The sequence below is a fragment of the Paraburkholderia sp. MM5496-R1 genome (assembly GCF_050436205.1).
GTDB lineage: Bacteria > Pseudomonadota > Gammaproteobacteria > Burkholderiales > Burkholderiaceae > Paraburkholderia > Paraburkholderia tuberum.
The window spans coordinates 613,499-639,753 of record NZ_JBNDLT010000002.1 but is presented as its reverse complement, the minus strand read 5'-3'; the positions used below and the strand labels follow the sequence as shown (position 1 = coordinate 639,753).

General features: G+C 62.4%; 24 protein-coding genes and 2 pseudogenes. 14 read left to right on the top strand and 12 right to left on the bottom strand.

The annotated features are described in order from the left end of the window. Positions 1–47 precede the first annotated feature (47 nt). A complete protein-coding gene (locus tag OKW38_RS09780; protein WP_429361243.1) occupies positions 48–338 on the bottom strand; it encodes a contact-dependent growth inhibition system immunity protein in 291 nt (96 codons plus the stop codon). A gap of 9 nt (positions 339–347) precedes the next feature. Further along, a complete protein-coding gene (locus tag OKW38_RS09775) occupies positions 348–1,184 on the bottom strand; it encodes an RNase A-like domain-containing protein (protein WP_429361241.1) in 837 nt (278 codons plus the stop codon). A 70-nt stretch (positions 1,185–1,254) separates the two neighbouring features. On the opposite strand from OKW38_RS09775, the gene OKW38_RS09770 reads away from it, so the two are divergent. The 4 genes from OKW38_RS09770 (at position 1,255) to OKW38_RS09755 (ending at position 3,768) form a co-directional block, all read left to right on the top strand. Then, entirely contained in the window at positions 1,255–1,542 is a 288-nt protein-coding gene (locus tag OKW38_RS09770) for a hypothetical protein (RefSeq protein ID WP_429361239.1), read from the top strand. 98 nt (positions 1,543–1,640) lie between these two features. Beyond that, positions 1,641–2,267 carry a lysozyme gene (locus OKW38_RS09765; RefSeq protein ID WP_429361238.1) on the top strand — a complete coding sequence of 209 codons (627 nt, stop codon included), beginning with the start codon at positions 1,641–1,643 and terminating at the stop codon, positions 2,265–2,267. Beyond that, positions 2,254–2,703, top strand: coding sequence for a hypothetical protein (locus OKW38_RS09760; protein ID WP_429336459.1), 450 nt, complete (start codon positions 2,254–2,256; stop codon positions 2,701–2,703). Before OKW38_RS09765 ends, OKW38_RS09760 begins: the two co-directional genes overlap by 14 nt. 330 nt (positions 2,704–3,033) lie before the next feature. Continuing rightward, positions 3,034–3,768 carry a hypothetical protein gene (locus tag OKW38_RS09755; RefSeq protein WP_429361236.1) on the top strand — a complete coding sequence of 245 codons (735 nt, stop codon included), beginning with the start codon at positions 3,034–3,036 and terminating at the stop codon, positions 3,766–3,768. Positions 3,769–3,815: 47 nt separating this feature from the next. Here the strand turns inward: OKW38_RS09755 and OKW38_RS09750 are convergent, their stop codons facing one another. Next, positions 3,816–5,063, bottom strand: a complete 1,248-nt coding sequence (locus OKW38_RS09750; protein ID WP_429361234.1) for an acyltransferase family protein — start codon at positions 5,061–5,063, stop codon at positions 3,816–3,818. Between the two features lie 259 nt (positions 5,064–5,322). Here OKW38_RS09750 and OKW38_RS09745 point away from each other — a divergent pair, with 259 nt between their 5' ends. Both OKW38_RS09745 and galU read left to right on the top strand, forming a co-directional pair. Then, positions 5,323–5,466 carry a hypothetical protein gene (locus tag OKW38_RS09745; protein WP_008921966.1) on the top strand — a complete coding sequence of 48 codons (144 nt, stop codon included), beginning with the start codon at positions 5,323–5,325 and terminating at the stop codon, positions 5,464–5,466. Positions 5,467–5,751: 285 nt separating this feature from the next. After that, entirely contained in the window at positions 5,752–6,669 is a 918-nt protein-coding gene (galU, locus tag OKW38_RS09740) for a UTP--glucose-1-phosphate uridylyltransferase GalU (RefSeq protein ID WP_184066584.1), read from the top strand. A gap of 71 nt (positions 6,670–6,740) precedes the next feature. On the opposite strand, the gene OKW38_RS09735 is transcribed toward galU, so the two are convergent. The 4 genes and pseudogenes from OKW38_RS09735 to OKW38_RS09720 form a co-directional block, all read right to left on the bottom strand. Beyond that, positions 6,741–8,915, bottom strand: a complete 2,175-nt coding sequence (locus OKW38_RS09735; protein WP_429361232.1) for a malate synthase G — start codon at positions 8,913–8,915, stop codon at positions 6,741–6,743. Positions 8,916–8,995: 80 nt separating this feature from the next. After that, positions 8,996–9,400, bottom strand: coding sequence for a heme-binding protein (locus OKW38_RS09730; protein WP_184003617.1), 405 nt, complete (start codon positions 9,398–9,400; stop codon positions 8,996–8,998). Positions 9,401–9,934: 534 nt separating this feature from the next. Further along, positions 9,935–10,192 carry a hypothetical protein gene (locus OKW38_RS09725; RefSeq protein ID WP_143037170.1) on the bottom strand — a complete coding sequence of 86 codons (258 nt, stop codon included), beginning with the start codon at positions 10,190–10,192 and terminating at the stop codon, positions 9,935–9,937. Between the two features lie 294 nt (positions 10,193–10,486). Further along, positions 10,487–10,753, bottom strand: a pseudogene (locus OKW38_RS09720) (MarR family winged helix-turn-helix transcriptional regulator); the annotation flags it as partial. On the opposite strand from OKW38_RS09720, the gene OKW38_RS09715 reads away from it, so the two are divergent. After that, on the top strand, positions 10,752–11,153 hold the full coding sequence (locus tag OKW38_RS09715; RefSeq protein WP_429361230.1) for a hypothetical protein: 402 nt from the start codon (positions 10,752–10,754) through the stop codon (positions 11,151–11,153). The pseudogene OKW38_RS09720 and the gene OKW38_RS09715 overlap by 2 nt on opposite strands. A 123-nt stretch (positions 11,154–11,276) precedes the next feature. Here OKW38_RS09715 and petA read toward each other — a convergent pair whose 3' ends face one another. The 3 genes from petA to OKW38_RS09700 all read right to left on the bottom strand — a co-directional run bounded on the left by petA (position 11,277) and on the right by OKW38_RS09700 (position 14,005). Beyond that, positions 11,277–11,900 carry a ubiquinol-cytochrome c reductase iron-sulfur subunit gene (petA, locus tag OKW38_RS09710; RefSeq protein WP_090805769.1) on the bottom strand — a complete coding sequence of 208 codons (624 nt, stop codon included), beginning with the start codon at positions 11,898–11,900 and terminating at the stop codon, positions 11,277–11,279. Positions 11,901–12,034: 134 nt separating this feature from the next. Continuing rightward, positions 12,035–12,466, bottom strand: a complete 432-nt coding sequence (locus tag OKW38_RS09705; RefSeq protein ID WP_090804862.1) for a carboxypeptidase regulatory-like domain-containing protein — start codon at positions 12,464–12,466, stop codon at positions 12,035–12,037. Between the two features lie 81 nt (positions 12,467–12,547). Then, a complete protein-coding gene (locus tag OKW38_RS09700) occupies positions 12,548–14,005 on the bottom strand; it encodes a trypsin-like peptidase domain-containing protein (protein ID WP_429336466.1) in 1,458 nt (485 codons plus the stop codon). Positions 14,006–14,240: 235 nt separating this feature from the next. Here OKW38_RS09700 and OKW38_RS09695 point away from each other — a divergent pair, with 235 nt between their 5' ends. Beyond that, the gene (locus OKW38_RS09695; protein WP_429361229.1) at positions 14,241–15,122 is read left to right on the top strand and encodes an MOSC domain-containing protein; all 882 of its coding nucleotides are present in this window, start codon (positions 14,241–14,243) and stop codon (positions 15,120–15,122) included. A 74-nt stretch (positions 15,123–15,196) separates the two neighbouring features. On the opposite strand, the pseudogene OKW38_RS09690 reads toward OKW38_RS09695, so the two are convergent. Further along, positions 15,197–15,373 (bottom strand): annotated as a pseudogene (locus OKW38_RS09690) (SAM-dependent methyltransferase); the annotation flags it as partial. A gap of 595 nt (positions 15,374–15,968) precedes the next feature. On the opposite strand from OKW38_RS09690, the gene nirB reads away from it, so the two are divergent. From nirB to OKW38_RS09660, 6 genes are all read left to right on the top strand, one after another. Beyond that, entirely contained in the window at positions 15,969–18,509 is a 2,541-nt protein-coding gene (gene nirB, locus OKW38_RS09685) for a nitrite reductase large subunit NirB (RefSeq protein WP_429361227.1), read from the top strand. 39 nt (positions 18,510–18,548) lie between these two features. Continuing rightward, positions 18,549–18,914: a nitrite reductase small subunit NirD gene (gene nirD / locus OKW38_RS09680; RefSeq protein ID WP_429336469.1), complete on the top strand. Its 366-nt coding sequence runs from the start codon at positions 18,549–18,551 to the stop codon at positions 18,912–18,914. A 50-nt stretch (positions 18,915–18,964) separates the two neighbouring features. Next, on the top strand, positions 18,965–23,149 hold the full coding sequence (locus OKW38_RS09675; protein ID WP_429361225.1) for a molybdopterin-dependent oxidoreductase: 4,185 nt from the start codon (positions 18,965–18,967) through the stop codon (positions 23,147–23,149). Positions 23,150–23,319: 170 nt separating this feature from the next. Further along, on the top strand, positions 23,320–24,687 hold the full coding sequence (locus tag OKW38_RS09670; protein WP_429361223.1) for an MFS transporter: 1,368 nt from the start codon (positions 23,320–23,322) through the stop codon (positions 24,685–24,687). After that, on the top strand, positions 24,674–25,105 hold the full coding sequence (locus tag OKW38_RS09665) for an SRPBCC family protein (protein ID WP_429336471.1): 432 nt from the start codon (positions 24,674–24,676) through the stop codon (positions 25,103–25,105). The genes OKW38_RS09670 and OKW38_RS09665 overlap by 14 nt, the downstream gene beginning before the upstream one ends. Then, the gene (locus OKW38_RS09660) at positions 25,089–25,454 is read left to right on the top strand and encodes an ArsR/SmtB family transcription factor (RefSeq protein ID WP_429336472.1); all 366 of its coding nucleotides are present in this window, start codon (positions 25,089–25,091) and stop codon (positions 25,452–25,454) included. The genes OKW38_RS09665 and OKW38_RS09660 overlap by 17 nt, the downstream gene beginning before the upstream one ends. A gap of 203 nt (positions 25,455–25,657) precedes the next feature. Here OKW38_RS09660 and OKW38_RS09655 read toward each other — a convergent pair whose 3' ends face one another. Next, positions 25,658–26,023: a hypothetical protein gene (locus tag OKW38_RS09655; RefSeq protein ID WP_026225375.1), complete on the bottom strand. Its 366-nt coding sequence runs from the start codon at positions 26,021–26,023 to the stop codon at positions 25,658–25,660. Between the last annotated feature and the right edge of the window lie 232 nt (positions 26,024–26,255).

Genomic DNA, 26,255 nt, shown 5'->3' with positions numbered 1-26,255 from the left:
ACGACTTTCGCTCCGTTTTTTTTATTCCTCGCGCGGCGACAGGTTGATTACTCGCTCAGAAGGCGCTTGAGTTCGTCAAGGAATGAAGCAGTAGTGTGGCCCCACAGATTGGGATCAATCCCTGCGCCGTAATCTCTTTCAAACGCAGAATCGAGGTCGGACGGATGCTCATTCATGAATGAATTTATTTCATCAACCATTTCCTTTTGATATTCCAGTGGGCTATCATTTCTATAGCATGAGACAATTTCAGGGATTGTGTTTCCCCACAAATCAAAATCCTCATTGAAATACGCACCGAAAAGCTCGTACATTCTAGGGTAGCGATCTGATAGCATTGGCTATCCTTAGCCCACGTGGGCGGTTAATATGTAATACGGCATATTATTATATTCCTGAAACTTCAAAATTACGGTGACTTCGTTCATCTTGGTCAGTTCGTCGGTTTTTCTCGTTACCCCGTATCCTATATCGCCACAAACCTTCTTGACCAATGTAAGGGGAATGCGGTTTTTCGGAGATTGTATCCAGCTCTGTATTTTCAAGGCATTTGAGTTCATTACATCAGATATCGCCAACTCTGCCACCTGAAGATTATAGAACGATGAAACAACCCTTTTTTGGGGTTCCCGTTTAAGGCGTTCCCGTAGCCATGCCTCATCCTTCTCAATATGCTTCAGAATCGTATGCCCGCCAAGCCTTGGATTAATGGCCTTCGCCTCATGCATTTGCAGATTGATCCTGCCCATCGTGACGCTGGCCACGCGTGCAGCCTTGATCGAGCCAGCGAAGCCAAACGGCACGATCATATCAACTGACAGGCCGATCTTGTTTGCCAGGTCAGGACTGGCCTTCATCGCCTCGGCCAGTTTCGTCGTTCCTTGCTGGGTCAGCGTGGCCGTATCCCGGCCCGTCCAGATTTGTCGCAAACCTGCCGACGCCGTATCTGAGCCATGCACGCCGAACACAACGCACCCCGCCTTGCTTGCCATCGTCGGTTCGGGCAGCACACACAGAGCCGCCGCCCCGACCATTTCCAATACCCCGCCGACAACCTGCAAACCGCCCCATAGCCGGTTGGAAAGCATTTCGGTGGGGCTGATCGACTGGCGGGAGAGCACCGCCGCCAGTTGAGGCGCACTGAGTACCACTTGCACGGCATCCGGATCGTGTTGATACGACACTACGATGTCCCCTGGAGTTGTTGGGCTACCACGCTAACAGGCGACTACAGGGAGATGGAATGGGCGACGGATGATTTTAGGGGGCTTTGCCTGTGTCAATCAAACGGCGCGCGGCGAGTGGCGGTCGAAATCGAGACTTCGGCATGCGCGCGAAGCGCCTCAGCCACAAGTTGCCCGCATCAAGCTGGCACGCAGGATTATCCGCGAGCCGCAGCGCGCCGCTGCAATGGATGCAATAGCGCTGATCACGCAGAACACCGGTACACCGGCCGAACCGCGACCGGCATCGATCCCTGACGGTAAAGTTGGCTCAACGCCGCCCTTTTTGTTGAACCGCGATTGCGGAAATATGCATTGAAAATAAGATACGCGAAATCATCGTAAATATTTGTCAAAAAATCTCAATCTCAAATTAAAGGTGTTGACCGTGGCTGCTTTGGATGATTAATTCGTCGGGTGTGTTCTGGAAAATCAGCAGAGGTCAAATGGAACGACAGAATCAGAAAAGTGCCATGGACGAGGAAGAGTGCCCTGGGAGCAGCACTAACAGATACAAACCCGAATTCACTTGTAATTCTCCAGTCGGACAGGATCGGCAAGCCGTGGAATGTTTCCCAAGCCGGAGTTCAGTTCACTGCGCAGTGGGAGGCCTTTCGGTCGCATTTGTACGATAAGGATGGAGGTGGCGGCGGCGGAAATGCCACGATCGGATACGGACATCTGGTCCATATCGGACCAATATCCGGTGCACCTTCCGAAGCGCTTTACGGAAATGGAATTACCGAACCGCAAGCGCTGAAACTGCTTCATCATGATCTACGCGAAGCCGAGCGAATTGTAAATAGCAGAATTTTTGTTCCGTTGTTTCAGTACGAGTACGATGCGGTGGTTGATTTCATCTTCAATCATAGAAGTGGAAATAACGAGTTTTTCGCGCTCGTTAATACCGGTCATTACGATCAAGCGCCGTCGAAATTTCTGCAATACACAGCGGCGCATGGCAAACACCCGCTGGGGTTGGTCAGGCGCCGTCGTGCTGAGGGCCGACTGTTTGCTACGGGGAATTATGATGCGACTCACTAAGATAACGGTTGCAGTGATCCTATCATGCGGCACGTCGGCCGCCTTTGCAGACGCGACTTGCGAGGCATCCGCGAAAACGCGCGATGACTATCTGGCGTGTACAAATGCAGACACGAAGGGCATGCTAAGTGACGCTGAAAAACTCTATCGAAATCTCCACGCCAACGCTAAGGGCGAAGCGCTCGCGGAACTCGCGAAAAATCACAAGCTGTGGGAAGAAAAATTGCAATCCGATTGCAAGTTATTTGGGATGGCATTCAACGACTGGAAAGGCGGTTATATGCCTGATACAGACTTCCAGGTGGCGGCGTGCAGGCAGGATGCTGCAAAACAGAGGCTCGAATTTTATGAATGGTTGTCTTGTCCGGACGATATGGAATCGTCGGAGCATCCGGAATGCTTAACGGTTAAAACGATTCTTGGACGCAAGAAATAAATCGAAATTGAGTTGCGTCCGATCTGTAACGAGAGGGAACTGCGCGCGGATGTGCGACAAGCTGTTGAACTGCGTACGCACGCTCGTTGAGGACGTGCCGCTTGCAGAAGGGAAAACGCGTTCATTTCCGGTGAAGGATCATCCGAATTTGATCGTCGTGGCTTGGCGTGCAAGGGATGGGCGATGAGTGATCCGATCAATAAGGATCTGCGATTGCTTTTCCAGTGCTGCCCACGGAAGCACGATTTTCTGGACGCTTAACCCCAACTATCTGAAAGCGACAGGCGCCAAAGCATACCGATGAGAATCACTACGATACTGGTGGCCGCTATGGCCGCCCTATCTGGCAGCGCACATGCGGCTCAGTCTTACGACAGCTACGAAGCCTTGTACGTTGCCCAAGCGGGGGCAGTGTTTGGCGACCCGATCAAACAAAACGGTGACCCGACCGATCAAAACGCCGGCGTGGTCTATTCCTACCCAGGCGAGCCAGGCACTTTTATGAAACTGCAAGCCAAACTGGAACGGAAAACGCTAAACATTGAGCTCTGGAAGGATCGCCTGGCAGTCGACGGCAAATCCTATCGCTTTGCGCACGCTACGACATTCCCCGGAGAGCATGTGCCGGAAATCTTTCCGCAATCAGCCAACGTATTCATTGCAGCGCGAACCGATACGCATCCGCCCTTACTCTGCGTGGAAGGGCACGGCAACGGTTCGGGCGAAGCCGGAAGTCGGTACCGGCAGATCTCGCTGCTGGTCAACCCTCTAGCGCGCAAGCCGACGTTTCTTCATCTGCCGAGTTTACTTTCGTCATGTCGGGCCGTCGTGGCGACGAAGGAAGGGAAGCTTGCCTTTCCGAATAACACTTACGTATTCGACGATGCACAGGCATCCCGCGTTGGCCTGTTAGTGTCGTACTACACGTTTAAGAATCAGCGATTTGTCCCGGTCCCGGCTCTAAAGCAACTCCGGCTCAAATTTACGCATCCAGAGATACCGTTTCAATTTTCCCTTCAGGACGAGCACCAGGTATCGACGTTGCTATTCAACGAGATCAAATGATGGTGAAGCACCCGAACGCGCGGGATTGATCCAATGTCAACGTTCTATCAGCGCCCTTTAGGCTTAAAACTCGCCGACCACTTCATCGCAGGCAACTCAACGAGCCGATAGAACACATAGGCGGCCGGCACCGCGACCAGCATATAGCCGAACGACGGCCAGATCGACATCTGCAGCGACGAACGAAACAGCCACGCCGACAGCAGTACGAAGATCGGCAGATGGATCAGATACAGCGAGAAGCTGAAGTCGCCGACGCGCGACAGCAGGCGCGCTACTGCATCCGACCCGGCACGAAGCAGCGCGCGCACGCCGCCCGTTTCACGCCGGGGGGCATGACGTCCATCGAGCGCCTTGTACAGATAGCACGCAAAGCCGAGCGCCCATATCTGGAACGCGCCGTACTGGCCGAAGTGAAACGCGACGCAGCCTGCCGCGATCAATACCGCCGCGAGCACGTACAGCGATGCCGGCGCACGCGCCGCTCGCACGCTGCGCGCTTTGGCATCGGCGATCCACGCACCGAGCGTCCAGGAGAACCAGTACGACGTGAAGAACTGCACATCGTGGCGCTCCAACCCGTACGCGGACGCAACGTTGATCGCGCCGACGAGCGCGAGCACGGCGTTCATGCCGATGCGTCTGCGTAGCGCGAACAGCAACGGATAAATCGCATAGAACTGCACTTCGAGCGACAGCGTCCACAGCGCGCCGTTCGAGCCATACGTTTTACCCGCCACACCCTGCAGCGAAAACAGGTTGACCAGAAACGGATGCCAGCCGATGTCGCGAATCTTGTGACTGACGGGCGGCAATTGCAGGCTCAACGTATCGAGCGCGAAGGTCAGTACGAGCGCCGCGAGCAGTACCGGGTAGATGCGCGCGAAGCGTCGCAGCCAGAAGTTGCCTGCATCGAGCCGGTAAGCGGGATTGCCCGCGAGCCGCAGCGCGCCGCCGCGATGGATGCAGTAGCCACTGATGACGAAGAACATCGGCACACCGGCCGAGCCCCATGCGATCGGAAACGTCAGGTACGCGGCGAGACTACTGGGACTCAATGAATGTCCGACGCTCTGATGAAACGCCTGCATGCCGACCCACACGATCTGGCGGCAATGAAAGTAGGCGACCAGCAGCGCGGCGAAGCCTCGCATCGCGTCGATCGCGTGCTCCTTGCCGGCGCTATCGACACGCGCGTCGCTGCGCGCATGCGCCGCGGCCGGGTTTTTCTCCGGGCGCGGCAGCGGGGAGAGGGGCAGGGATGAGCCGGCGGCATCCAGTGCTGGGTCGCTCATACGCGGTCCTTATCTGAAGCGGAAAAAAGAAAAAATTGCGCGGAACAGGCCTTCGAGCGGGCGTCTTGCGCACCCGCGACGCATCCATCCTAGAGCACCGCAATCCTGAAAAATGATTAAAAAATTCCATTTCGCATTGAATCCGATATCGATTTTGTGACGAATTGTAATGGCGCGCCGACGTATGGGGGTATCGAATTATTTATCGCTTTTGTCGTGCTAATTTAAAGCAAGGATTTTCTGACCCCGAGGTGAAGTCATGAACCTGCATTTACTGGCCGGCGTGGCCGTCCTGCTGATCCTGGTGGCCGCCTCCGCCTACCGCGATGCCTTGCGCAACGAGCCGATCCGTCGTTACCGGATGAACCCAGGCAAGCTACCACCGGTCGACGAACAGGAATGACGTGCTGCCGAAGCCGGTCATCGGGTCGCCAGGCGACCCGTGCCAGGGGTCGTCCGAAAGGTAAGACTTTCGGATTTGCTCGATCACCAACTGGCAATAGATACGTAATAATTTCATAATTTGTTAACAATATCGCATTGCGATTAATGCGTGAATTATCCGAATTAAATCGGAGAAAGACCGCTTCTGTGAACCTCGCAGTTTTTCTGCTAGTCTTGCGCCGGCATTGATTGGCCGCCAGGTCCGCGAACACACCAATTTCTAACCGATGTGGGAATGCCTACCATGCTGAAAGTCACCAAAGCCGTGTTTCCCGTAGCGGGCCTCGGGACACGATTCCTGCCGGCTACCAAAGCAAGTCCGAAGGAAATGCTGCCGATCGTCGACAAGCCGCTGATCCAGTACGCGGTCGAAGAAGCGATCGACGCCGGCATCACCGAGATGATCTTCGTGACGGGCCGCAGCAAGCGCGCGATCGAAGATCACTTCGATAAATCCTATGAGATCGAGTCCGAACTCGAAGCGCGCAACAAGCAGAAGCTGCTCGACCTCGTGCGTAGCATCAAGCCGGCCAACGTCGACTGCTTTTACGTGCGCCAGGCCGAAGCGCTCGGTCTCGGCCATGCGGTGCTGTGCGCCGAAAAACTGGTGGGCGACAGCCCGTTCGCGGTGATTCTCGCCGACGACCTGCTGCATAGCGCGAAGCCCGTGATGAGTCAGCTCGTCGATACCTTCAACCACTATCACAGCTCGGTGATCGGCGTCGAAACGATCGCGCGCGAGGACAGCCGCTCGTACGGCGTCGTCGACGGCCGCGAGTGGGAAGACAACGTGATCAAGCTGTCGGGCATCGTCGAGAAGCCAGCGCCGGACGAGGCGCCGTCGAATCTCGGCGTGGTGGGCCGCTACGTGCTGATGCCGACGATCTTCAAGCATATCCGCGCGCTGAAGCCGGGCGCGGGCGGCGAGCTGCAACTGACCGACGCGGTGCAGTCGTTGCTGACCGAGGAGCAGGTGCTAGCGTATCGCTACTTCGGCACGCGCTTCGATTGCGGCAGCAAGCTCGGCTATCTGAAGGCGACCGTCGAATTCGCACTGCGCCATCCCGAGGTGAAGGCTGAATTCGAGGCGTATCTGCAAGCCTTTATGAAGAACGAAGCGTCGGGTGGCGAGGCGGCGCAATTGACGGCAGAAGCCGCGTGAAGTGACACGACCTGGAAGGAAAAACGGGCGCCGCATTACACGGCGCCCGTCGTCGTTTCGGCCGGACGGCCTCAACCCTGCTTCTTCACCTCGAGCCGGAACTTGTGCAGCAACGGCTCGGTATATCCGCTCGGCTGCTGGCGCCCCTCGAAGACGAGCGCCTGCGCGGCCTTGAACGCGATCGTGTCGAAGCCGGGCGCCATCGGCTGGTACAGCGGATCACCGGCGTTTTGCGCGTCCACCACCTTGGCCATGCGCTTGAACGTCTCCTCGACGAGCTCGCGCTTGATCACACCGTGATACAGCCAGTTGGCGATGTGCTGGCTCGAAATACGCAGCGTCGCGCGGTCTTCCATCAGGCCGACGTTGTGAATGTCCGGCACTTTCGAGCAGCCGACGCCCTGGTCGATCCAGCGCACCACATAGCCGAGAATGCCCTGCGCGTTGTTGTCGACCTCGGCGCGGATTTCGTCGTCGCTCCATTGCGCCTTTTCGACGACCGGAATCGTCAGCAGGCCGTCGAGCAGTTCGTCGCGCACCGTCGCATAGTCGGTGCGTTCGAGTTCCTGCTGGACCGCCTGCACGTCGACCTGGTGATAGTGCAGCGCGTGCAGCGTCGCCGCGGTCGGCGAGGGCACCCACGCGGTGTTCGCGCCGGCCTTCGGATGGCCGATCTTCTGCTCTAGCATTGCGTGCATCAGGTCGGGCATCGCCCACATGCCCTTGCCGATCTGCGAGCGGCCGCGCAAGCCAGCGCTCAAACCGACCAGCACGTTGCTGCGCTCGTACGACGTGATCCACTTGCTCGACTTCATGTCGCCCTTGCGCATCATCGGGCCCGCTTCCATCGCCGAGTGCATCTCGTCGCCGGTGCGATCGAGGAAGCCCGTGTTGATGAACGCAACGCGCGCCGACGCTTCGACGATACAGGCGAGCAGATTCACGCTGGTGCGGCGCTCTTCGTCCATGATGCCCATCTTGATCGTGTTGCGCGGCAGCTTCAGCAGGTCTTCGACGCGCGCGAACAGTTCGCTCGCGAACGCGACTTCGGCCGGTCCGTGCATCTTCGGCTTCACGATATAGATCGAGCCGGTGCGCGAGTTCAGCTTGTTCTGGCGGTCGCGCAGCGCGCACAGCGTGGTGATCACCGCGTCGAGAATGCCTTCCGGAATCTCGTGGCCGTCTTTCGTCAATACGGCCGGGTTCGTCATCAGATGGCCGACGTTGCGGATGAACAGCAGCGAGCGGCCATGCAGCTTGACCTGCGACTTGCCGTCGGCGCCGATGTATTCGCGATCGGCATTGAGCCGGCGCGTGAAGGTCTTGCCGTTCTTCGTGACCTGTTCGGTCAGGTCGCCGTTCATGAGGCCGAGCCAGTTGCGATAGAGCTGCACCTTGTCGTCGGCATCGACGGCCGCGACCGAGTCTTCGCAATCGATGATCGTGGTGACGGCCGCTTCGACGACGACGTCCTTGACATGGGCCGCATCGGTCTTGCCGATCGAATCGTTCGCATCGATCTGGATCTCGACGTGCAGGCCGTTGTGCTTGAGCAGCACCGCCGACGGCGTGCTCGCGTCGCCCTGATAGCCGACCAACTGCGCGGGTGTCTTCAGCGCCGTGGTGCCGCTCTTCAGCGCGACGACCAGCCGGCCGTTCTCGACGCTATAGCGCGTTGCGTCCGCGTGCGAGCCGTTCGCGAGCGGCGCGGCCTGATCGAGGAACTTGCGCGCGTACGCGATCACGGCGGCGCCGCGCACCGGGTTGAAGCCCTTCTGCTTTTCCGCGCCGTCCGTTTCGGGGATCGCGTCGGTGCCGTACAGCGCGTCGTACAGGCTACCCCAGCGCGCGTTTGCGGCGTTCAGCGCGTAGCGCTGGTTCGACAGCGGCACGACGAGCTGCGGGCCGGCCTGTCCGGAGATTTCGCTGTCCACGTGGTCGGTCGTGGCCTGGACGCTGGTGGGCACGGGCACGATGTAGCCGATGCCTTCGAGAAACGCACGATACGCGCGCAGATCCCGCACCGGGCCGGGATTGGCCCGATGCCAGTTGTCGAGTTCGCTTTGCAGGCGGTCGCGCTCGGCGAGCAACGCCCGATTTTTGGGCGCCAGCTCGTGCACGAGGGCGTCGAATCCCGACCAGAAAGCGGCGCTGTCGATACCGGTGCCGGGCAGGGCTTCGGATTCGACGAACTGGTCGAGGTTGGCGGCGACCTGCAGTCCGCCGCGCGGGTTCATCTGAGTCATCGACTGCTCCATCTGTTATGGGACCGACGAGGGGGCATCGGTCCGCGTTGTGTCTCGGGATTGCTTTGGCGCTCGGCGCTTTACACGCCGAGCGCCTGAATGCCGGCTTTCGCGATCTGCGCATCCTGCTCCGACTTGACGCCCGACACGCCGACCGCGCCGACCACGTGGCCGTCGACGATCACCGGCACCCCGCCTTCGAGCGTGCCCTGCAGCGGTGCGCTGAGGAACGCGGTGCGGCCGTTGTTGATCATGTCTTCATAGACCTTGGTTTCGCGCCGGCCGAGCGCCGCGGTGCGCGCTTTTTCGGTCGCGATATACGAGGTGGAGGGCGCCGCGCCGTCGAGACGCAGCACCGCGAGCGGATGGCCGCCGTCGTCCGCGACGACGATCGCGACAGGCCATTTGTTCTTCTCGGCTTCCGCACGGGCGGCATCGACAATGCGGGTCGTCTCGGCGACGGTCAACACGGGTTTGCTCAGCATAATGAATTTCCTGTCTCGGTGATGGGAAGGTGGCTTCTACAGCTTCTTTCGGTAACCGGCGATGCGGCGCTTCAGAAGATCCTCGGGGCTCCGTTGCAAGCTTCTTGCGGCTCTCCGGCGCGCGCCTGATTCGACGATTTTACTTCCGCGCGAGGCAGCGCGAAACGGCGGCCTCGCCAGGCGGCTCTGCCCGTGCGCTCGACAGTGCCGCCGCAACGCCACGCGCCGGGCGGTCCACAAGCGCGGCCTGGTTCAGAAATAACGAGGTAGACCAGCAGATGAGCTGGTTTTGGAAGCATTCATTGCGGCCAGACAATGGTCGCGCCGCGAGCCGTAGCGGGGGCGACGGCTTCGGTTCATCGTCGGATCGCGGCAAGCGAACTAGGCCCGGTTCACGCTTTCACGAGTGAGCCAGACCCGCGCATGGGCGACGCGAACACCGCTTAGCCGCCCCCGAACCAGTCGAAACCAGTGGAAGGCAGCCGAAACTGGCTGATACGCCCGAAGAAACGTTCGATCTGCGTTCGACCTCTATCAGGTCGGTTTCCCGCACTCGCCGACAATGAGGCCAACCGGGGCAGCAGCATTGACTATGATCGCGCTGTCAGTCCGGACCACACGATGACGGCTCGGCGGTGCGACCCAGTCAGCGATCGGGGCGCGTTGATGAATGGCGATCGCGGAGAAATCCTTGCACCCGGTTTTCGGGGCGACGTCCGAGGTCGGGTGCGCGATGGCAAGCTGGGCGAAGCCCAAACATATTCCAGCGCATAGTGCAGGCAGCGTACGCATGGTGTGTCCTCCTTGTGCGAGAGAACCAGTAGAGTGCCAGTCAACTGTCTGTCAGCTTCGATCAGTGGGGCTCTGCAGCGATCAACTTGCTCCGCGTCGGCAGTGGCGGATCGATCGTTGGCTCGTTGAAGGCACGACAGGCCTTGTACGCTTTCAATCTATGCAGTGGCGATTAAAGCAGGCTTAAAGGCTTTCCCCGTGCCGGCACGATGATGATCGCCCGTTCTCTCCACCGTGCGGGACGCCTTGTGGCAGGTGCCTGCTATCCATACGCTGAAGGCCCGGCAAACGAAGAAGGTGGACCTGCACGAGTCGCCGGTCGGAAGCGTCGGGGCGACGCTCGACGAGCCCGGCGGCTTCGCAGCGGGACACGAGCGCCGCGGTGCCGTTGGGCGCGGCCTGCAACCGTTCAGCCAGTTCGCCGATACTGGCCCAGGAGCGCTCGGAAAATCCCCTGACGTGAAGGAGCATCTGATATTGCAGAGGCGTGACTCCTTCCGCGTGAGTAATTTCTTCCGAATACCGCAGGAACCTGCGTAACTGGTAACGGAATGCCGACATGGCTTATCGCAACTTCATCGTCGTGAAGCAATCCGATGCGGCGTTCGAAGTGATCAGCGAACTCCGGCAGCGCCGCGCGGTGATGGCGGTGGTCGTCGTCGATGCCGCTGTCGATGGCGCGTTCGACGTGTCCGGCGTGATTGCGAAGGAGCATATTGCGCACGCCGTCGCCCGCAGTATCGATATTTTCCAGCCCCGGGCTCGCGGCAGGACCGCCACGTCGACGCAATCCGTGCGCGTCAACGACGCTTCGTATGCCGTGCACGGCAGGGGTCCCAAGGTGGGCGATCGGATTGCTGAGGACTTGATGCCGCCGGATTCATCGGGTCACTGGGCCGGGATGAGGTTGTCGAGCGGCTCGCTTCGCGCATCGATTGGTGATCTCGATCTCGGTCGGTGATAGGCGACCGGCGCGACACCGCGCGCTCGACCGGCCGCCACGGATCGATGTAGCGGTAGCGAGGCGGGCTGGTATTGCGCGACCGTAGCAGGAACTTCCCGCGTCCTCGACCGTATGCCGCGGCTATGCCTCCTCGCCTTTTTCATCCTGTCCGATAACGACGCTCGTCGACGACGCAAACATGTAACGCGGCACATCCAGATTCTGGGGCGCGGGTTTGTCTTTGAACACTCGACCGGCCAGGTCGTAAGTCGAGCCGTGACAAGGGCACAGAAAGCCCCCGGGCCAATCGTCGGGCAGACTGGGTTGCGGCCCGGGCTGGAAGCGGGGCAGCGGGGTGCAGCCGAGATGGGTGCACACGCCGATCACAACGAGTATGTTGCGATGATCCGGGCGCGACCGGTACTCGTTGTTGCAGTAGGCCGGCAGCGGTATCGAGAACGGATGCTCGGTATGCGGGTCGGCGACCATCGGGTCGGCCTTGAGCACGGCCGCCAGCATCTCGTTGGTTCTGTTGACGATGAAAATCGGCTTGCCGCGCCACGCCACGGTCATCATGCTGCCAGGCTCGAGTCTGCTGATGTCGGCGCTGACCGGCGCCCCGGCTGCCCTCGCACTCGCTGGCGGCGCAAACGAGTCGACAAAAGGAACGACGACCGCCACGCCTCCTATGGCGCCGACGGCCGATGTGGCGATGAGCCATCTGCGGCGGGTTTCGTCGAGAGGCTCGCTGGAACCGTTTTTCATGGCAAGCTCCGAGTCGGTTCGGTTGCCCATCGCGACTTTTCACGAGTACCGGTTACGAATGCACCGCCGCGGTCGTCACGCGCCGGAAAGCCGGCGAATCGGATCGCGTGCGGCCAGAAACGCGAAACGCCGGTCTACATCGACCACAGGAACACTTCATGCACATGCGACGACGGAGCGATATTCACGTCCCTGCGCTCCGTCTTGCCGTTATATGTGGCGCTTACGCTATACCGGCCGTGAGGCAGCGACGCCAACAGGAAAGGACCCTTTGCGGTGGTCTGCAATATCGTATTGCCGTGCATGTCGGATAGCGTCACCGGGATATTCGCAAGGTACTCGTTGCCGCTAGCCGCCTTGCCCGCAAACTCGAGCGTGAGCGGATACCTTGGCATGACCTCCTTGATAGCGGTGGATTGGCCAAGGCCGATCCCGCCGCTCAGGAACGTAACCTCACCTTCGTGCTGTACCGCGGGTAAAGGCTGAGTTGCCGCGAACGCGTATTGGACGCTTGCACTCAGTGCGAGTGCCGTCAAGCCAACTTTGACGATTGCGTGCTGGTTCATTTCGAGCTCCTCGTAAAGTGTGGCGATGAGGTACGCGCCGCCACTGCGCTGCCAGGGTCTATTTGCATATATAAACAGACCCTAGCCCATGTCGATGGTGACGAACATGCGCTGTCCGTCGCGTTGGACCAATAGCGCGACCGCGTTACCGCTGTTCGCCGCTTTCCGCCGGAACTGGGCGGGACTTGATACATGAGTGCTGTCGACCATCAGGATGATGTCTCCCGGTTCGATGCCGGCGAGCGCGCCGGCCCCCGTGCTTTTTTCGACCAGGACACCACCTTCGACACCTGCGTCGTGTCGCTCCTGTGCGGTCAAACCACGCACGGTCAACCCATCGGGCGCTGCGACCTGCGCAATGGCCGGGGTCTCGGCAGGAGTGGCATTCAGACTGCCAAGCGCGACTGTCGTATCGTGCGTGGCGTTGTCGCGCCAGTACACGAGATGGACGGATGTGCCCGGTTTGAGATCGGCTACTGTGACGGGCAACCGGGTCGAATCTGGAATATCAACGCCATTGATCTTCATGATGACGTCGCCTGGTCTGAGACCGGACCTGGCAGCCGGTCCTCGCGGGTCGACCGAGCTGACGAGCGCCCCTTGCGGCCTGTTCAGACCGAAAGATTGCGCAAGCGGCCAGCTGACATCCTGAATCGTGATGCCGAGGCGTCCGTGTTCCGCCTCGTGGTGCAGTTGCAACTGTCGGGCAACTTTCATCGCTTCATCGATCGGCAGCACGAACGCGGCTCCTTCAACGTCGCCGATCTCTTTCGTGATAGGCATTTCGATCCCAATGACGTTGCCGTTCAGACCGAACACCGGGCTGCCTGCATCGCCCGCATTTTCGGTCACGTCAGTCTGGATAAGCGGTACGTACGACTCGCCTGGCAAAGCCCGCGACATGTTGCTGATGATGCCTGCCGTCACCGTGTCGTTCAGTCCATAAGGGGAGCCGATCGAGACGACCCACTGACCGGCCTTGTTCGCGGACGGTGAGCCAATTTTGACTGTCGGCAGTTTGGTGGCGGGAATCTTGAGCAGCGCGATACCGCTCGCTGGGTCGTCGCCGACCACCTTGGCCTTGAACTTGCGACCGTCCTTTAGCGTCACGCTGATTCGGGTTGCTTTGGTTATCAGGCTGGAGTCGGTGAGAATGTAACCATCGGCGGCGATGATGAATCCTGAGCCGCTGCGCTGCGAAGCCAGGCCTGCCGCGCCAGGAGGGGCGTAGGCGAACTGCTGGAACTGCTGGGTAAAAGGATCGTCTTCGCTGCCGGCCGGCGGCCAGAGGGGAGTGACGGTGGCGACGGGTTGAGCCGCTGTCACGCTGATATTGACGACTGCTTTGCCTTCTTCGCTGACGAGGCGCGAGAAGTCCGTCACTATAGCGGGCGCCGTGTCGTGGCCTGGAAGCCTGGCAGCCGGCACATTCGCGCCAGAGCTTACGTTGTTCGGAGGGGATTGCGCCATGCAGCCCGCGGACACCGCCACGGTCAGACATTCCACGATCAGGAAGTACTTGAGGTTGTCGCGTCGCATCACATGCCCCCCGACACGAGGGTTGAGTCGGTTGAGTCGGAGTAACGCGTCTGTCCGATGCGTTCTCCATGCTGCTGTGATTCGACTCTAGGTCGCCACTTTTAAAACAAGCTTAAAAAAGCCCGATGAGAGGGTCCGGCTCGCACGTCCCCGTCAACGCTAATTTCGGTACTATACGGATCTACCTTCAGTCCCCGATTTTCGCCGGAACTGCGCTCCCGACGCGCGTGCAACCATGCCTACCATCAACGAACTATTCGTCTATCCGATCAAATCCTGCGCGGGCATCGCGCTCACCGAGGCGCGGCTGTTGGCGACGGGCCTCGAATACGACCGCAACTGGATGATCGTCGATCCCGAAGGCGCGATGTTCACGCAGCGCGCGTATCCGCGCATGGCGCTGATCAAGGTCGAACTCGGCGCAGAGGATCTGATCGTCAGCGCGCCGGGCATGCGTGAGCTGCGCACGCCGCTCGATGCCGCGCGGCTCGCCGCGGCACCCAGGGTCGCTACCGCGGTGTGGCGCGACGCGGCCTACGGGCTCGACACCGGCGCAGAAACGGCGGCCTGGTTCACGGAGTTCCTCGGTCTGCCCGCGCGCTTGCTGCGCTTCGATCCCGAGCGGGAACGCGTCGTCGATCCGGACTATACGGACAGCACGGGGGGCGCCACGACCTTTTTTGCCGATGGCTTTCCGCTGCTGTTGGTCGGCCAGGCCTCGCTCGACGATCTGAACGCGCGCCTGAACGGCAAAGGCGCACCGTCGATCGGAATCGATCGCTTCAGGCCCAATATCGTGCTCAGCGGCCTCGATGCCTATGAAGAGGACTATGTCGAGACACTCGCCGTCGGCGCGAATGCGGACTCGAGCGCGCGCGTCGAGTTACGGCTCGTCAAGCTGTGCACGCGCTGTCCGATGCTGACCATCGATCAGGCGCGCGGCGCGCCCGATCCCGACTGGCCGAACGAGCCGACCGACACGATGCTCGGTTACCGAGTCAGCGAGCGCTTCGACGGCGCGGTCACGTTCGGCAACAACGCGCTGGTCGCGAGCGGGGCGGGGGCCTGGCTGCGCGTCGGGCAGCAGGTCGACGCGGAGCTCGGGTTCGGCGATTGATGGGATGAAAGGCGGGCGAGGCCCGCTTCGAGCGCCGATCAGGCTGCCCGCGCCATGGCCGACGCGGGTAGTGTTTGTCCATCTCGAATCACGCGCGCCTGCGGCGCGAGCGTCACGATGTCGGGATTCGCGAGGTCGTCGAGCAGCACGACGTCAGCGGCCGCGAGCGCCTTGACGGCCTTCAGCGTCAGCAAGTCGAGGTCGCCCGGGCCGGCGCTCAGCAGCGGGACCTTGCCGGTGTTGGTGTTCATGTCGGTGTCCTTATGCCGTTGGTTTCCGTAGGCCCGAAACGAAAACGGCGCCCGCCCGTGAAGATCACGAGGGGACGCCGTTGTCCATTGCATTGCCTGTCGACGGTTGAGTCTGCGCGTCGCGACGACGTTGCCGCGATGACGTTGCGCAAGAGCAATGCAAGGACCACGCCATCGATCCGATCAAGGCGCGCAAGCCGTTGCCGCACATTGCGATTCACGCGGAAAACATGACGGCGATCGCACGCCCGTGCGCCTTCGTTTCGCACGTCGACAGTGCTGCATCGCACCATCCCTGTGCCTGGCCGCCTCAAAACGCGTCGCGCGCGGGATCCGGTCCGAAGCCGCGCGACTTGCCGCAAATCCCCGCCACACCCGCGCTTTCGGGCGCATTTATCGAAATTGGCACAGCCCTTGCGATAAGCGTTGCCATCGGACCAACGTGGGTTCGTCGCGCTTGCAGCACAACTGCACGCGCCCCGCAGCACCCAACAGGACAACGGCGTCCCCCGAATTCGGCCCCTCGGCTGGATTCGCGGGACGCCGTTTTTATTTCCGCAATCGCTTTCGCCAGACACCAGAGGACAGCGCGCTCATGAAAATCATCGTTATCGGTCACGGGATGGTCGGCCACAAACTGGTCGAATGCCTGGCGCAACGGGCCGCGCACGATCTCGACATCACGGTGCTGGGCGAAGAATCGCGACCGGCCTACGATCGCGTGCATCTGTCCGAGTTCTTCTCGGGCAAGACCGCCGATGACCTGTCGCTCGTCGAGCCGGGCTTCTTCGAGCGCCACGGCGTGCAACTGAAGCTGAACGCGCGGGCGGTCGCGGTCGATCGCGACGCGCGCACGGTGACGGTCGCGACCGGCGAAACGCTGCCGTACGACCGCCTCGTGTTCGCGACCGGCTCCTATCCGTTCGTGCCGCCGGTGCCGGGCCGCGAGCGCGGCGACTGCTTCGTCTATCGAACGATCGACGATCTCGAAGCGATGCGCGAATGCGGCGCCCGCTCGAAAACGGGCACGGTCGTGGGCGGTGGCCTGCTCGGTCTCGAATGCGCGAAGGCGCTGCGCGACATGGGTCTGCAAACGCACGTGGTCGAATTCGCGCCGCGCCTGATGGCGGTGCAGGTCGACGACGGCGGCGGCCGCGTATTGCGCGGCCGGATCGAAGAGCTTGGCGTCACGGTGCACACGCAGAAGAACACGACGGCGATCGTCGACGGCGAAGCGGGCACGCACCGCATGCAGTTCGCCGACGGCAGCCATCTCGACACCGACATGATCGTGTTCTCCGCCGGCATCCGTCCGCGCGACGATCTCGCGCGCGCATGCGGCCTCGAACTCGGCGCGCGCGGCGGCATCGCCATCGACGACGCGTGCCGCACCAGCGATCCGCACATCTATGCGATCGGCGAATGCGCGCTGTGGCACGGCCAGCTGTTCGGGCTCGTCGCGCCCGGCTACGAGATGGCGCGCGTGGTCGCGAAGCAGTTGCTCGGCGACCCGGCCGAATTCGCGGGCGCCGACATGAGCACGAAGCTCAAGCTGATGGGCGTCGACGTCGCCAGCATCGGCGACGCGCACGGCAATACGCCGGGCAGCCGCACCTACCAGTTCAGCGACGAACGCAAGCAGATCTACAAGAAGCTCGTCGTGTCGGATTGCGGCAAGCATCTGCTCGGCGGCGTAATGGTCGGCGACGCGAGCGAATACGGCACGCTGCTGCAGATGATGCTGAACCGCATCGAGCTGCCTGCGTCCCCCGAATTCCTGATCCTGCCGCAAGCGGTCGGCAGCGCGAAGCCGGCGCTCGGCGTCGAGGCGTTGCCCGCGGCCGCGCAGATCTGCTCGTGCAACAACGTGTCGAAGGGCGAACTGTGCGCAGCTGTGTGCGCGGGCGCGACCGACATCGGCGCGTTGAAGAGCGCGACCGGCGCGGGCACCTCGTGCGGCGGCTGCGTGCCGCTCGTCACGCAGGTGATGAAGGCCGAGATGAAGAAGCAGGGCCTCGCGGTGAACAACCACGTCTGCGAGCACTTCCCGTATTCGCGCCAGGAGCTGTATCACCTCGTGCGCGTCGAGGGAGTGCGCAGTTTCGGCGCGCTGCTCGCCAAGCATGGCCGCGGACTCGGTTGCGACATCTGCAAGCCGGCGGTCGCGAGCATTCTCGCGTCGTGCTGGAACGAATTCGTGCTGAAGAAGGAGCACGCGTCGCTGCAGGACACCAACGACTACTACCTCGCGAACATCCAGCGCGACGGCACCTATTCGGTCGTGCCGCGCATGCCGGGCGGCGAAGTGACGCCCGACGGCCTGATCGCGGTCGCGCAGGTCGCGAAGAAATATGGCCTCTACACGAAGATCACCGGCGGCCAGCGTGTCGATCTGTTCGGCGCGCGCGTCGAGCAATTGCCGTCGATCTGGGAAGAGCTGATCGCGGCCGGCTTCGAATCGGGTCACGCGTACGGCAAATCGCTGCGTACGGTGAAGTCGTGCGTCGGCTCGACGTGGTGCCGCTATGGCGTCGGCGATTCGGTCGGTCTCGCGGTCGAACTCGAGAATCGCTACAAGGGCCTGCGCACGCCGCACAAGATCAAGTTCGGCGTGTCGGGATGCACCCGCGAATGCGCGGAAGCGCAGGGCAAGGACGTCGGCGTAATCGCGACCGAGAAGGGCTGGAATCTATACGTGTGCGGCAACGGCGGCATGAAGCCGCGGCACGCGGAACTGCTCGCCGCGGACCTCGATAAGGCGACGCTCGTGCGCTATATCGACCGCTTCCTGATGTTCTACGTGCGCACCGCCGACCGACTGCAACGCACCAGCGTGTGGCGCGACAACCTCGAAGGCGGCCTCGACTATCTGATCGACGTGATCGTCAACGATCGCCTTGGCGTCGCCAACGAGCTCGAAGTGGAGATGCAGCATGTGGTCGACACGTACGAGTGCGAATGGAAAAAGGCCGTCACCGATCCCGAAACGCGCAAGCGCTTCCGCCATTTCGTCAACAGCGGCGAGTCCGATAGCAACGTCGCGTTCGTCGAGGAGCGCGGACAGATCCGGCCGGCAACGCCCGCTGAGCGGCAGGTGCAGCGCATCCAGATTCCCGTTGTCGTCGAGACGGTTTGACCTCATCCGATTCCCGCTTAACTCAAAAGGAGCCCAGTCATGAAGAACGAACGCTTGCCCCGCGCCTGGACCGCAATCTGCGCACTCGACGACATCGTGCCGAACACCGGCGTTTGCGCGCTCGTCAATGGCGAACAGGTGGCCGTGTTTCACGTCGATCGCGGCCAAGTCGAGTCGCCGGCCGAGCCCACGGTCTACGCGATCGAAAACTTCGATCCGGGTTCGCACGCGGCGGTGCTGTCGCGCGGACTCGTCGGCAGCCTCGGCGAGCGCATCGTCGTCGCGTCGCCGATCTACAAGCATCACTTCGATCTGCGCACCGGCGAATGCCTCGAAACGCCGTCGTATTCGGTCAGCGCATTTGCCACGCGCGTCGAAAACGGCCAGGTGTGGGTCGCGGTTTGAGGTAGCGGCCTTTGTCCATCGTTCCGATGTTTCAACCCGATCATTCGCGCATGTCTGCTACCAGCGTAAAGAGCGTGTGTCCGTATTGCGGCGTCGGCTGCGGCATGGTGCTGCACGTCGAGGACGGCCAGGTCGTGAAGATCGCTGGCGACAAGGAGCATCCGGCCAACTTTGGCCGGCTCTGCACCAAAGGGCAGTCGGCCCACGTCGCGCTGCGCAAGTCGGGTCGTCTCGAAGGCGCGTTCGTGCGTCGTGCGCGCGACGAAGACCCGGTGCCGCTGCCGATGGCGCAGGCGCTGAGCGATACCGCCGCGCGTCTGCGGCGCGTGCTCGACGAGCATGGTCCCGATGCGCTGTCGTTTTACGTGTCGGGGCAGATGTCGCTCGAAGCGCAGTATCTGGTCAACAAGCTCGCAAAGGGCTTTATCGGCACGAACAATATCGAGGCGAATTCGCGCCTGTGCATGGCGAGCGCGGCGAGCGGCTACAAACTGTCGCTCGGCGCGGACGGTCCGCCCGGCTCGTACGAAGACTTCGATCACGCGGATCTGTTTTTCGTCAGCGGCGCGAATATGGCCGACTGCCACCCGATCCTGTTCCTGCGCATGATGGATCGCGTGAAGGCGGGCGCGAAGCTGATCGTCGTCGATCCGCGCCGCAACACGACCGCCGGGAAAGCCGATCTGTTCCTGCAGATCAAACCCGGCACCGACCTCGCGCTGCTGAACGGTCTGCTGCATCTGCTGCACGAAAACGGCGCAACGGATGCGGCTTTTATCGCCGAACACACCGAAGGCTGGGACGCGATGCCCGCGTTTCTGGCCGGGTACACGCCGGAGAACGTCGCCCGCATCACGGGCCTCGCCGCCGACGACATCCGTCGCGCCGCGCAGATGATCGCGTCGGCCAAAGACTGGATGAGTTGCTGGACGATGGGCCTGAACCAGAGCACGCACGGCACGTGGCACACCAACGCGCTGTGCAATCTGCATCTGGCGACGGGCCGCATCTGCCGGCGCGGCAGTGGGCCGTTCTCGCTGACGGGCCAACCGAACGCGATGGGCGGCCGCGAAATGGGCTATATGGGCCCTGCTCTGCCGGGGCAGCGTTCGGCGCTGGTCGCCGCAGATCGCGCGTTCGTCGAAGCACTGTGGGGCATCGCACCGGGCACGCTCAAAGCGGACGCAGGCACCGGCACGATCGACATGTTCGCGCGCATGGCCGCGGGCGACATCAAGGCGTGCTGGATCATCTGCACGAATCCGGTCGCGACCGTCGCGAACCGGCAGACCGCGATCGCCGGTTTGCGCGCGGCCGAACTCGTGATCGCGCAGGACGCGTTCCTCGATACCGAAACGAACCGCTACGCCGACGTGCTGCTGCCCGGCGCGTTGTGGGCCGAAGCCGAAGGCGTGATGGTCAACTCGGAGCGCAATCTGACGCTGATGCAGCAAGCCATCGAACCGCCCGGCGCGGCGCTGCCCGACTGGCAGATCATCGCGCGCATCGCGTGTGAAATGGGCTTTGCCGATGCGTTCAGCTATGCGAGCGCCGACGAAGTGTTCGCCGAACTCACGCGCGCGGCGAATCCGGCGACCGGCTACGACCTGCGTGGCGCGAGCCATCGCCGCTTGAAGGACTCGCCACTGCAGTGGCCGATCGCGTCGGCCGATTCGTCCGAGCGCAATCCGCTTCGCTATCTGAATGACGGCGTGAGCCAGACACTCAGGGAGTCGGAAGATGGCGGCCACCCGCGCATTGCTTTTCCGACCGCGAGCGGCAGGGCGAAGTTTTTCGCGCGTGCGTATCAGCCCGCGGCCGAGTTGCCCGATCGCGAATTTCCGATCGTGTTGAACACGGGCCGTCTGCAGCATCAGTGGCACACGATGACCAAGACCGGCAAGGTCGCGATGCTGAACAAGCTGAACCCGGGACCCTTCGTCGAAATTCATCCGGACGACGCGGCCGAACTCGGGATTCGCGTGAAGGACGCGGTCGAGATCCGTTCGCGGCGCGGCCGCGCGGTCCTGCCCGCCGTCGTCACCGATCGTGTGAGCGCGGGTCAGTGCTTCGCGCCGATGCACTGGAACGACGTGTTCGGCGACGAACTGTGCATCAATGCGGTGACCAACGACGCGGTCGATCCGGTTTCTCTGCAGCCCGAACTGAAAGTCTGCGCGGTCGCGCTGAGTCCGATGACGGCGGATCGCGACGCGAGCACTCGCAATGACGACGATGCGCTCTCTACCCCCGCCGACGCAGCGGTTTTAGCGCCCAGCGCCAAGGATCAACCCATGCCTCGTATCGAAGCCCTCACGACTTTGCTGCAACTGCCGCCCGAGCCCGCGCCCATGCCGTCGCTCAGCGACGCGGAGCGCGCGTATCTGGCGGGTTTCGTCAGTGGCCTGCGTTCGGCCGAAGCGCAAGGTCTCGTCAACGTGCCGGTGCTGCCGCACAGCGCACCGTTCGATGCGGTGAAGCGGCTCTATGTCGATGGTCTGCTTGCGGGACTGTATAGCCGCAGCGCGACGACAGCCCAGACGTCGACCGGTGCCTTGCGGCCGAATCTCGCACAGGAAGAGCCACGCGAATCGGGCGTGCGCATCGTGCGCGTGCGGCCGAAGGTCACGCTGTTGTGGGCCTCGCAAACCGGCAACACCGAGTCGCTGACCGAGCGTTACGCGACGCGTCTGATGGAATCGGGCTTCGAAATCCGCACCGCGTGCATGGCCGACTATTCGTTCGCGACGCTCGCGAAGGCGCAATACGTGCTGCTGATGACGAGCACGTTCGGCGACGGCGATGCGCCCGACAACGCGCAGGACTTCTGGACGCAACTGAACGCCGCCACGGCGCCGCGCCTCGACGGCGTGCGTTTCGCGGTGCTCGCGCTTGGCGATCGCAACTACGATCAGTTCTGCGGTCACGGCCGCCGTCTGGACGAGCGGCTCGCCGCGCAGGGTGCGCTGCGTCTGACCGAGCGCGTCGATTGCGATATTGAATATCAGCAGGGCGCCGATGCATGGCTCGAACGCGTGATCGTCTGCATCAAGCAGGCGGATGCCGCGCTGTACGCGGTGCCGCCGGGCGGCATGATCAACGCGGTGGTGGGCGCGGTGCCGACCAGGGCGCGGCCGGCCGCGTCGCGCGTCGTCGGCAATCTGCGCCTGAACCGGCAGGGCGCCGCAAAGGATACCCGCTACGTGTCGCTGCAAACGGGCGAGACGAACCTCGAATACGAAGCGGGCGATGCGCTCGGCGTGTGGCCGAGCAACTGCCCCGAACTCGTCGACGAACTGATCACGCTGAGCGGTTTGTACGCGGAGGCATCGGTGCACGTCGCGGGTATCGGCGACATGCGGCTCGCCGATGCGCTCGGCAAGCACTACGAGATCGCGCGGCCGAGCGCCGAGGCGCTCGCGTTCGTCGCGGCGCGCAGCGGCAACGGCGCGCTGGGCGATCTGCTCGCGCCCGAACGCAAGGCGGATCTGAAGCAATGGCTATGGGGACAGCAGCTCGCCGACGTATTGCACGAGTTTCCGGTGAGCCTCTCGGCCGCCGAGCTGACCGGCATGCTGAAGCGTCTGCAGCCGCGTCTGTATTCGATCGCATCGAGCCCGAAGGCGCATCCGGGCGAAGTGCATCTGACGGTGTCGGCGGTGCGGTATACGAATGGGCGGCGGCACCGCAAGGGCGTGTCGTCGACGTTTCTCGCGGATCGCGCAAGCGACACCGACGTGCCCGTGTTCGTGCAGAAGTCCGCGCACTTTCGTCCTCCTCATCAATCGGACACGCCGATGATCATGGTCGGGCCGGGCACCGGCATCGCGCCGTTTCGCGGCTTTCTGCACGAACGGCAGGCACGCGGCGAGCGCGGACGCAACTGGCTGTTCTTCGGCGAACAGCATGCCGCGACCGACTTCTACTATCGCGACGAACTCGAAGCGATGCGCGCGAGCGGTCTGCTGACCCGGCTCGACGTCGCGTTCTCGCGTGACCAGGCCGACAAGATCTATGTGCAGGACCGCATGCGCGAACACGGTGCGCAACTGTGGGCATGGCTCGAAGACGGTGCGCACTTCTATGTATGCGGCGACGCGAACCGGATGGCGCGCGATGTCGATGCGGCGCTGAAGGACGTCATCACGACTCACGGTGGCATGAGCGAAGAGAAAGCACTCGAATACGTGAGCCGTCTGACGCGCGAAAAGCGTTATGCGCGCGACGTGTATTGAGCCGCCGATGCGTTGCAGAAGATGCCTTTAAAAAGGCCTCGTAACAGACAGCCCGATGGCATGACGCTTGCGTGTCGCGTCCCAGTGAAAACTCTGGGCGACATGCCGGCGCAAAACACAAGTAACGCAGCAACTGGACTACCCGTCATTTTATTTACTGAGGATCTCTGATGAAAAACGTGATGCACTCCCTGCGAAGCGGTGATTGGCGCGCACTGGTCGCCTGCTTTCTGTATTTCGACACGGGCTTCACCGTCTGGGTGCTGTATGGGCCGCTCGCGCCGTTCATCAGCAAGAGCATCGCGATGACGCCCGCGCAGCAGGGTCTGCTCGTCGCGGTGCCGGTGTTGTCCGCGGCGATTCTGCGCGTGACGCTCGGCAATCTGTATCAGTCCGCGCACGGCAAACGCATTGCGTTGATGGGCGTGCTGCTGTCGGCGGTGCCGACGATCGTGCTGCCGTTGCTGCAATCGGTGCCGTCGTACGAAATGCTGCTGGTGCTCGGCGTGTTCCTTGGCGTCGGCGGCGCCAGCTTCGCGGTCGCGCTGCCGATGGCCGGCAGTAACTATCCGCCGAAAGTGCAGGGCCTCGTCCTGGGGCTGGCCGCGGCCGGCAACATCGGCGCGGTGCTCGACGGCTTTCTGTTCCCGCAACTGGCGACGCGCTACGGTTGGCAACTCGCCGCGGGCGGCGCCTTGCCGCTGCTCGCGATCGCCGCGATCACGCTGTACTTCTGGGCCAACGACGCGGGCGTCAAAACCGGCAGCGTGCTGCGCGCCTTCGGCAGTTTCGCGACGACGCTGGTCGGCCTGATCGCGCTCGTGCTGCTCGTCGAAGCGGGGCTATTCGGCGCGGGCAAGACCGGCGTGCTGCTGCTGCCGGTGATCGGTGCGCTGCTGGCGATCGCGGTGCTGCCGCAACGCTACCGCTCGGTGCTCGCCGAGCGCGATACGTGGGTCATCATGCTCGTCTATAGCATCACGTTCGGCGGTTTCGTCGGTATGTCCTCGTATGTGTCGCTGCTGCTGACCAACCTGTATCAACTGTCGAAAATCGACGCGGGCCTGTTCATGGCGCTGCTCGCCGCGACCGGCGCGATGGTGCGCCCGCTCGGCGGTCTGATTGCCGACCGCGTGTCGGGCGTGCGCGCGCTGACCGTGCTGCTGGCGATCATCGCGCTTTGCGATTTCCTGTTCGCGGCGGCGATGCCGTCGCTCGCGGGCGGCATTGCGTTGCTGCTGTGTCTCTATGTCGCGTTCGGGCTCGGCAATGGCGCGACGTTCCAGCTCGTGCCGCATCGCTGGGCCGGCCGCACCGGTCTGATGTCCGGCATCGTCGGCGCGGCGGGCGGCATCGGCGGCTTCTATCTGCCGGTCGTGATGGGCATCGCGAAGGAAAGCACCGGCAGCTATCAAATGGGCTTCGCGACGTTCGGCACGCTGTCGGCTTGCGCGTTCCTTGCGATCGTCGCGCTGCGCCGGCCGTGGATGGCGTGGTCGATGCAAACCGGCGTCATGCACGCGCATGCGACGGAGTAAGGCGCCGCGCTCGCGCGTCTGGCGTGCGCTGTCCAACGCCGAGGAATTCGGCAAATGGTTCGGCGTGAATCTCACCGGCAAGCAGTTCGTCGCGGGGCAATCCACGCAGGGGCACATCACCTATCCAGGCTATGAGCATCTGCTGATGAACGTGCTGGTCGAGCGTGTCGAGCCCGAGCATCATCTGTCGTGGCGCTGGCATCCGGCCGCGATCGACATCACGATCGACTACACGCCTGAGCCGACCACGCTCGTGGAATTCGATCTGAGCGACGTCGAGTCGGGCACGCTGCTGCGCGTCGTCGAATCGGGCTTCGACCAGTTGCCGGTCGGGCGGCGCGCGCAAGCGTTCCGGCTGAACGACGGCGGCTGGGAGCAGCAGATGGTCAACGTCGAGCGATATGTCGGCGCGAGCTAGGGCGGCCCCCGCGAGGGCGGGCCTCAAGGCGGCGACACTGCGCAGTTCGGCGGCGGTGTTCGCGGCGCTCGGTGACGAGACGCGTCTGCGGCTTGTCGCGGCGTTGTGCGCGGGCAGTGCGATGTCGATCGCGCAGCTGACGGCCGGCACCGACATCACGCGGCAGTCGGTCACGCAGCATCTGCAGGTGCTGGCCGACGCGGGCCTCGTGCACGACGTGAAGGTCGGACGCGAGCGCCTGTGGGCGTTCGAGCCCACGCATCTCGACGCGGCACGCCGCGCGCTCGACGCGATTTCGCGGCAGTGGGATCAGGCGCTGCTGAAGCTGAAGACGATGGTCGAAGAATGAAGGGCGGGCGTCCGTGGTGATTGCCCGAACCGAGCCGGCATGCGGATTGGCCGCCTGCCGGTAGGCTGTACGCGACGGCGGGTGCCGCATTTTTTACCGACTGCGAGCGGCACATCGTGCGCGGAAGCGCGGAACAACGCAAAAAGGGGCCAAAAAATTGGCCCCCAATCCGCTGTAAAAAAGGAAGAAAAACGAGCCCGCGACTAATCGGCGATCCGCTTGTCGGCCAGCGCGTTCTGGCAGTCGGCCAGAACCTGCCGGACGAGCCGGGCTTGCGGGTCGAGTTCGTCGGTATCGAGAATTTCTTCAACCGCGTCGCGCGCCCAGTCGGCATCGACGAAGCGCGCGTGGCGCCGCGCGATTTCGACCGCGGTGGCCGACAGCTTCGCGACGCACAGCCAATCGGCTTCGCGCGCGCGGCGGTCGAGCCACTTGTGCGCGGACTGCACGTGAAACGCCGCGTCGGGCCAGTCTTCGTTCAGATAATAAGCGCCGAGGCTTCCGCATGTGAGCCAGCACAACAGCTCCAGGCGGTCACGGGGACTCAGATGTTGGCGTACATCACTCATGGCGACGCTCGCTGCAGTAAATGGCTTCCCGGTGAGGCCGGCGGGCGCCGTCCTCCGCTTTTTACACACGCTTTTTACAAACATTAGCATGCGGAATTCCCGGGCGGCAATTCCTGACCACCCTTAGCGTGCGGCGTCGCCACAGGTGCGGTTTTCGGGCGGTGCGTCAGCGTGGTGCGCCGGCGATCTGATCGCCGCGGGACGACCCGCCGCAGCCGAAGCGCCGGCATTT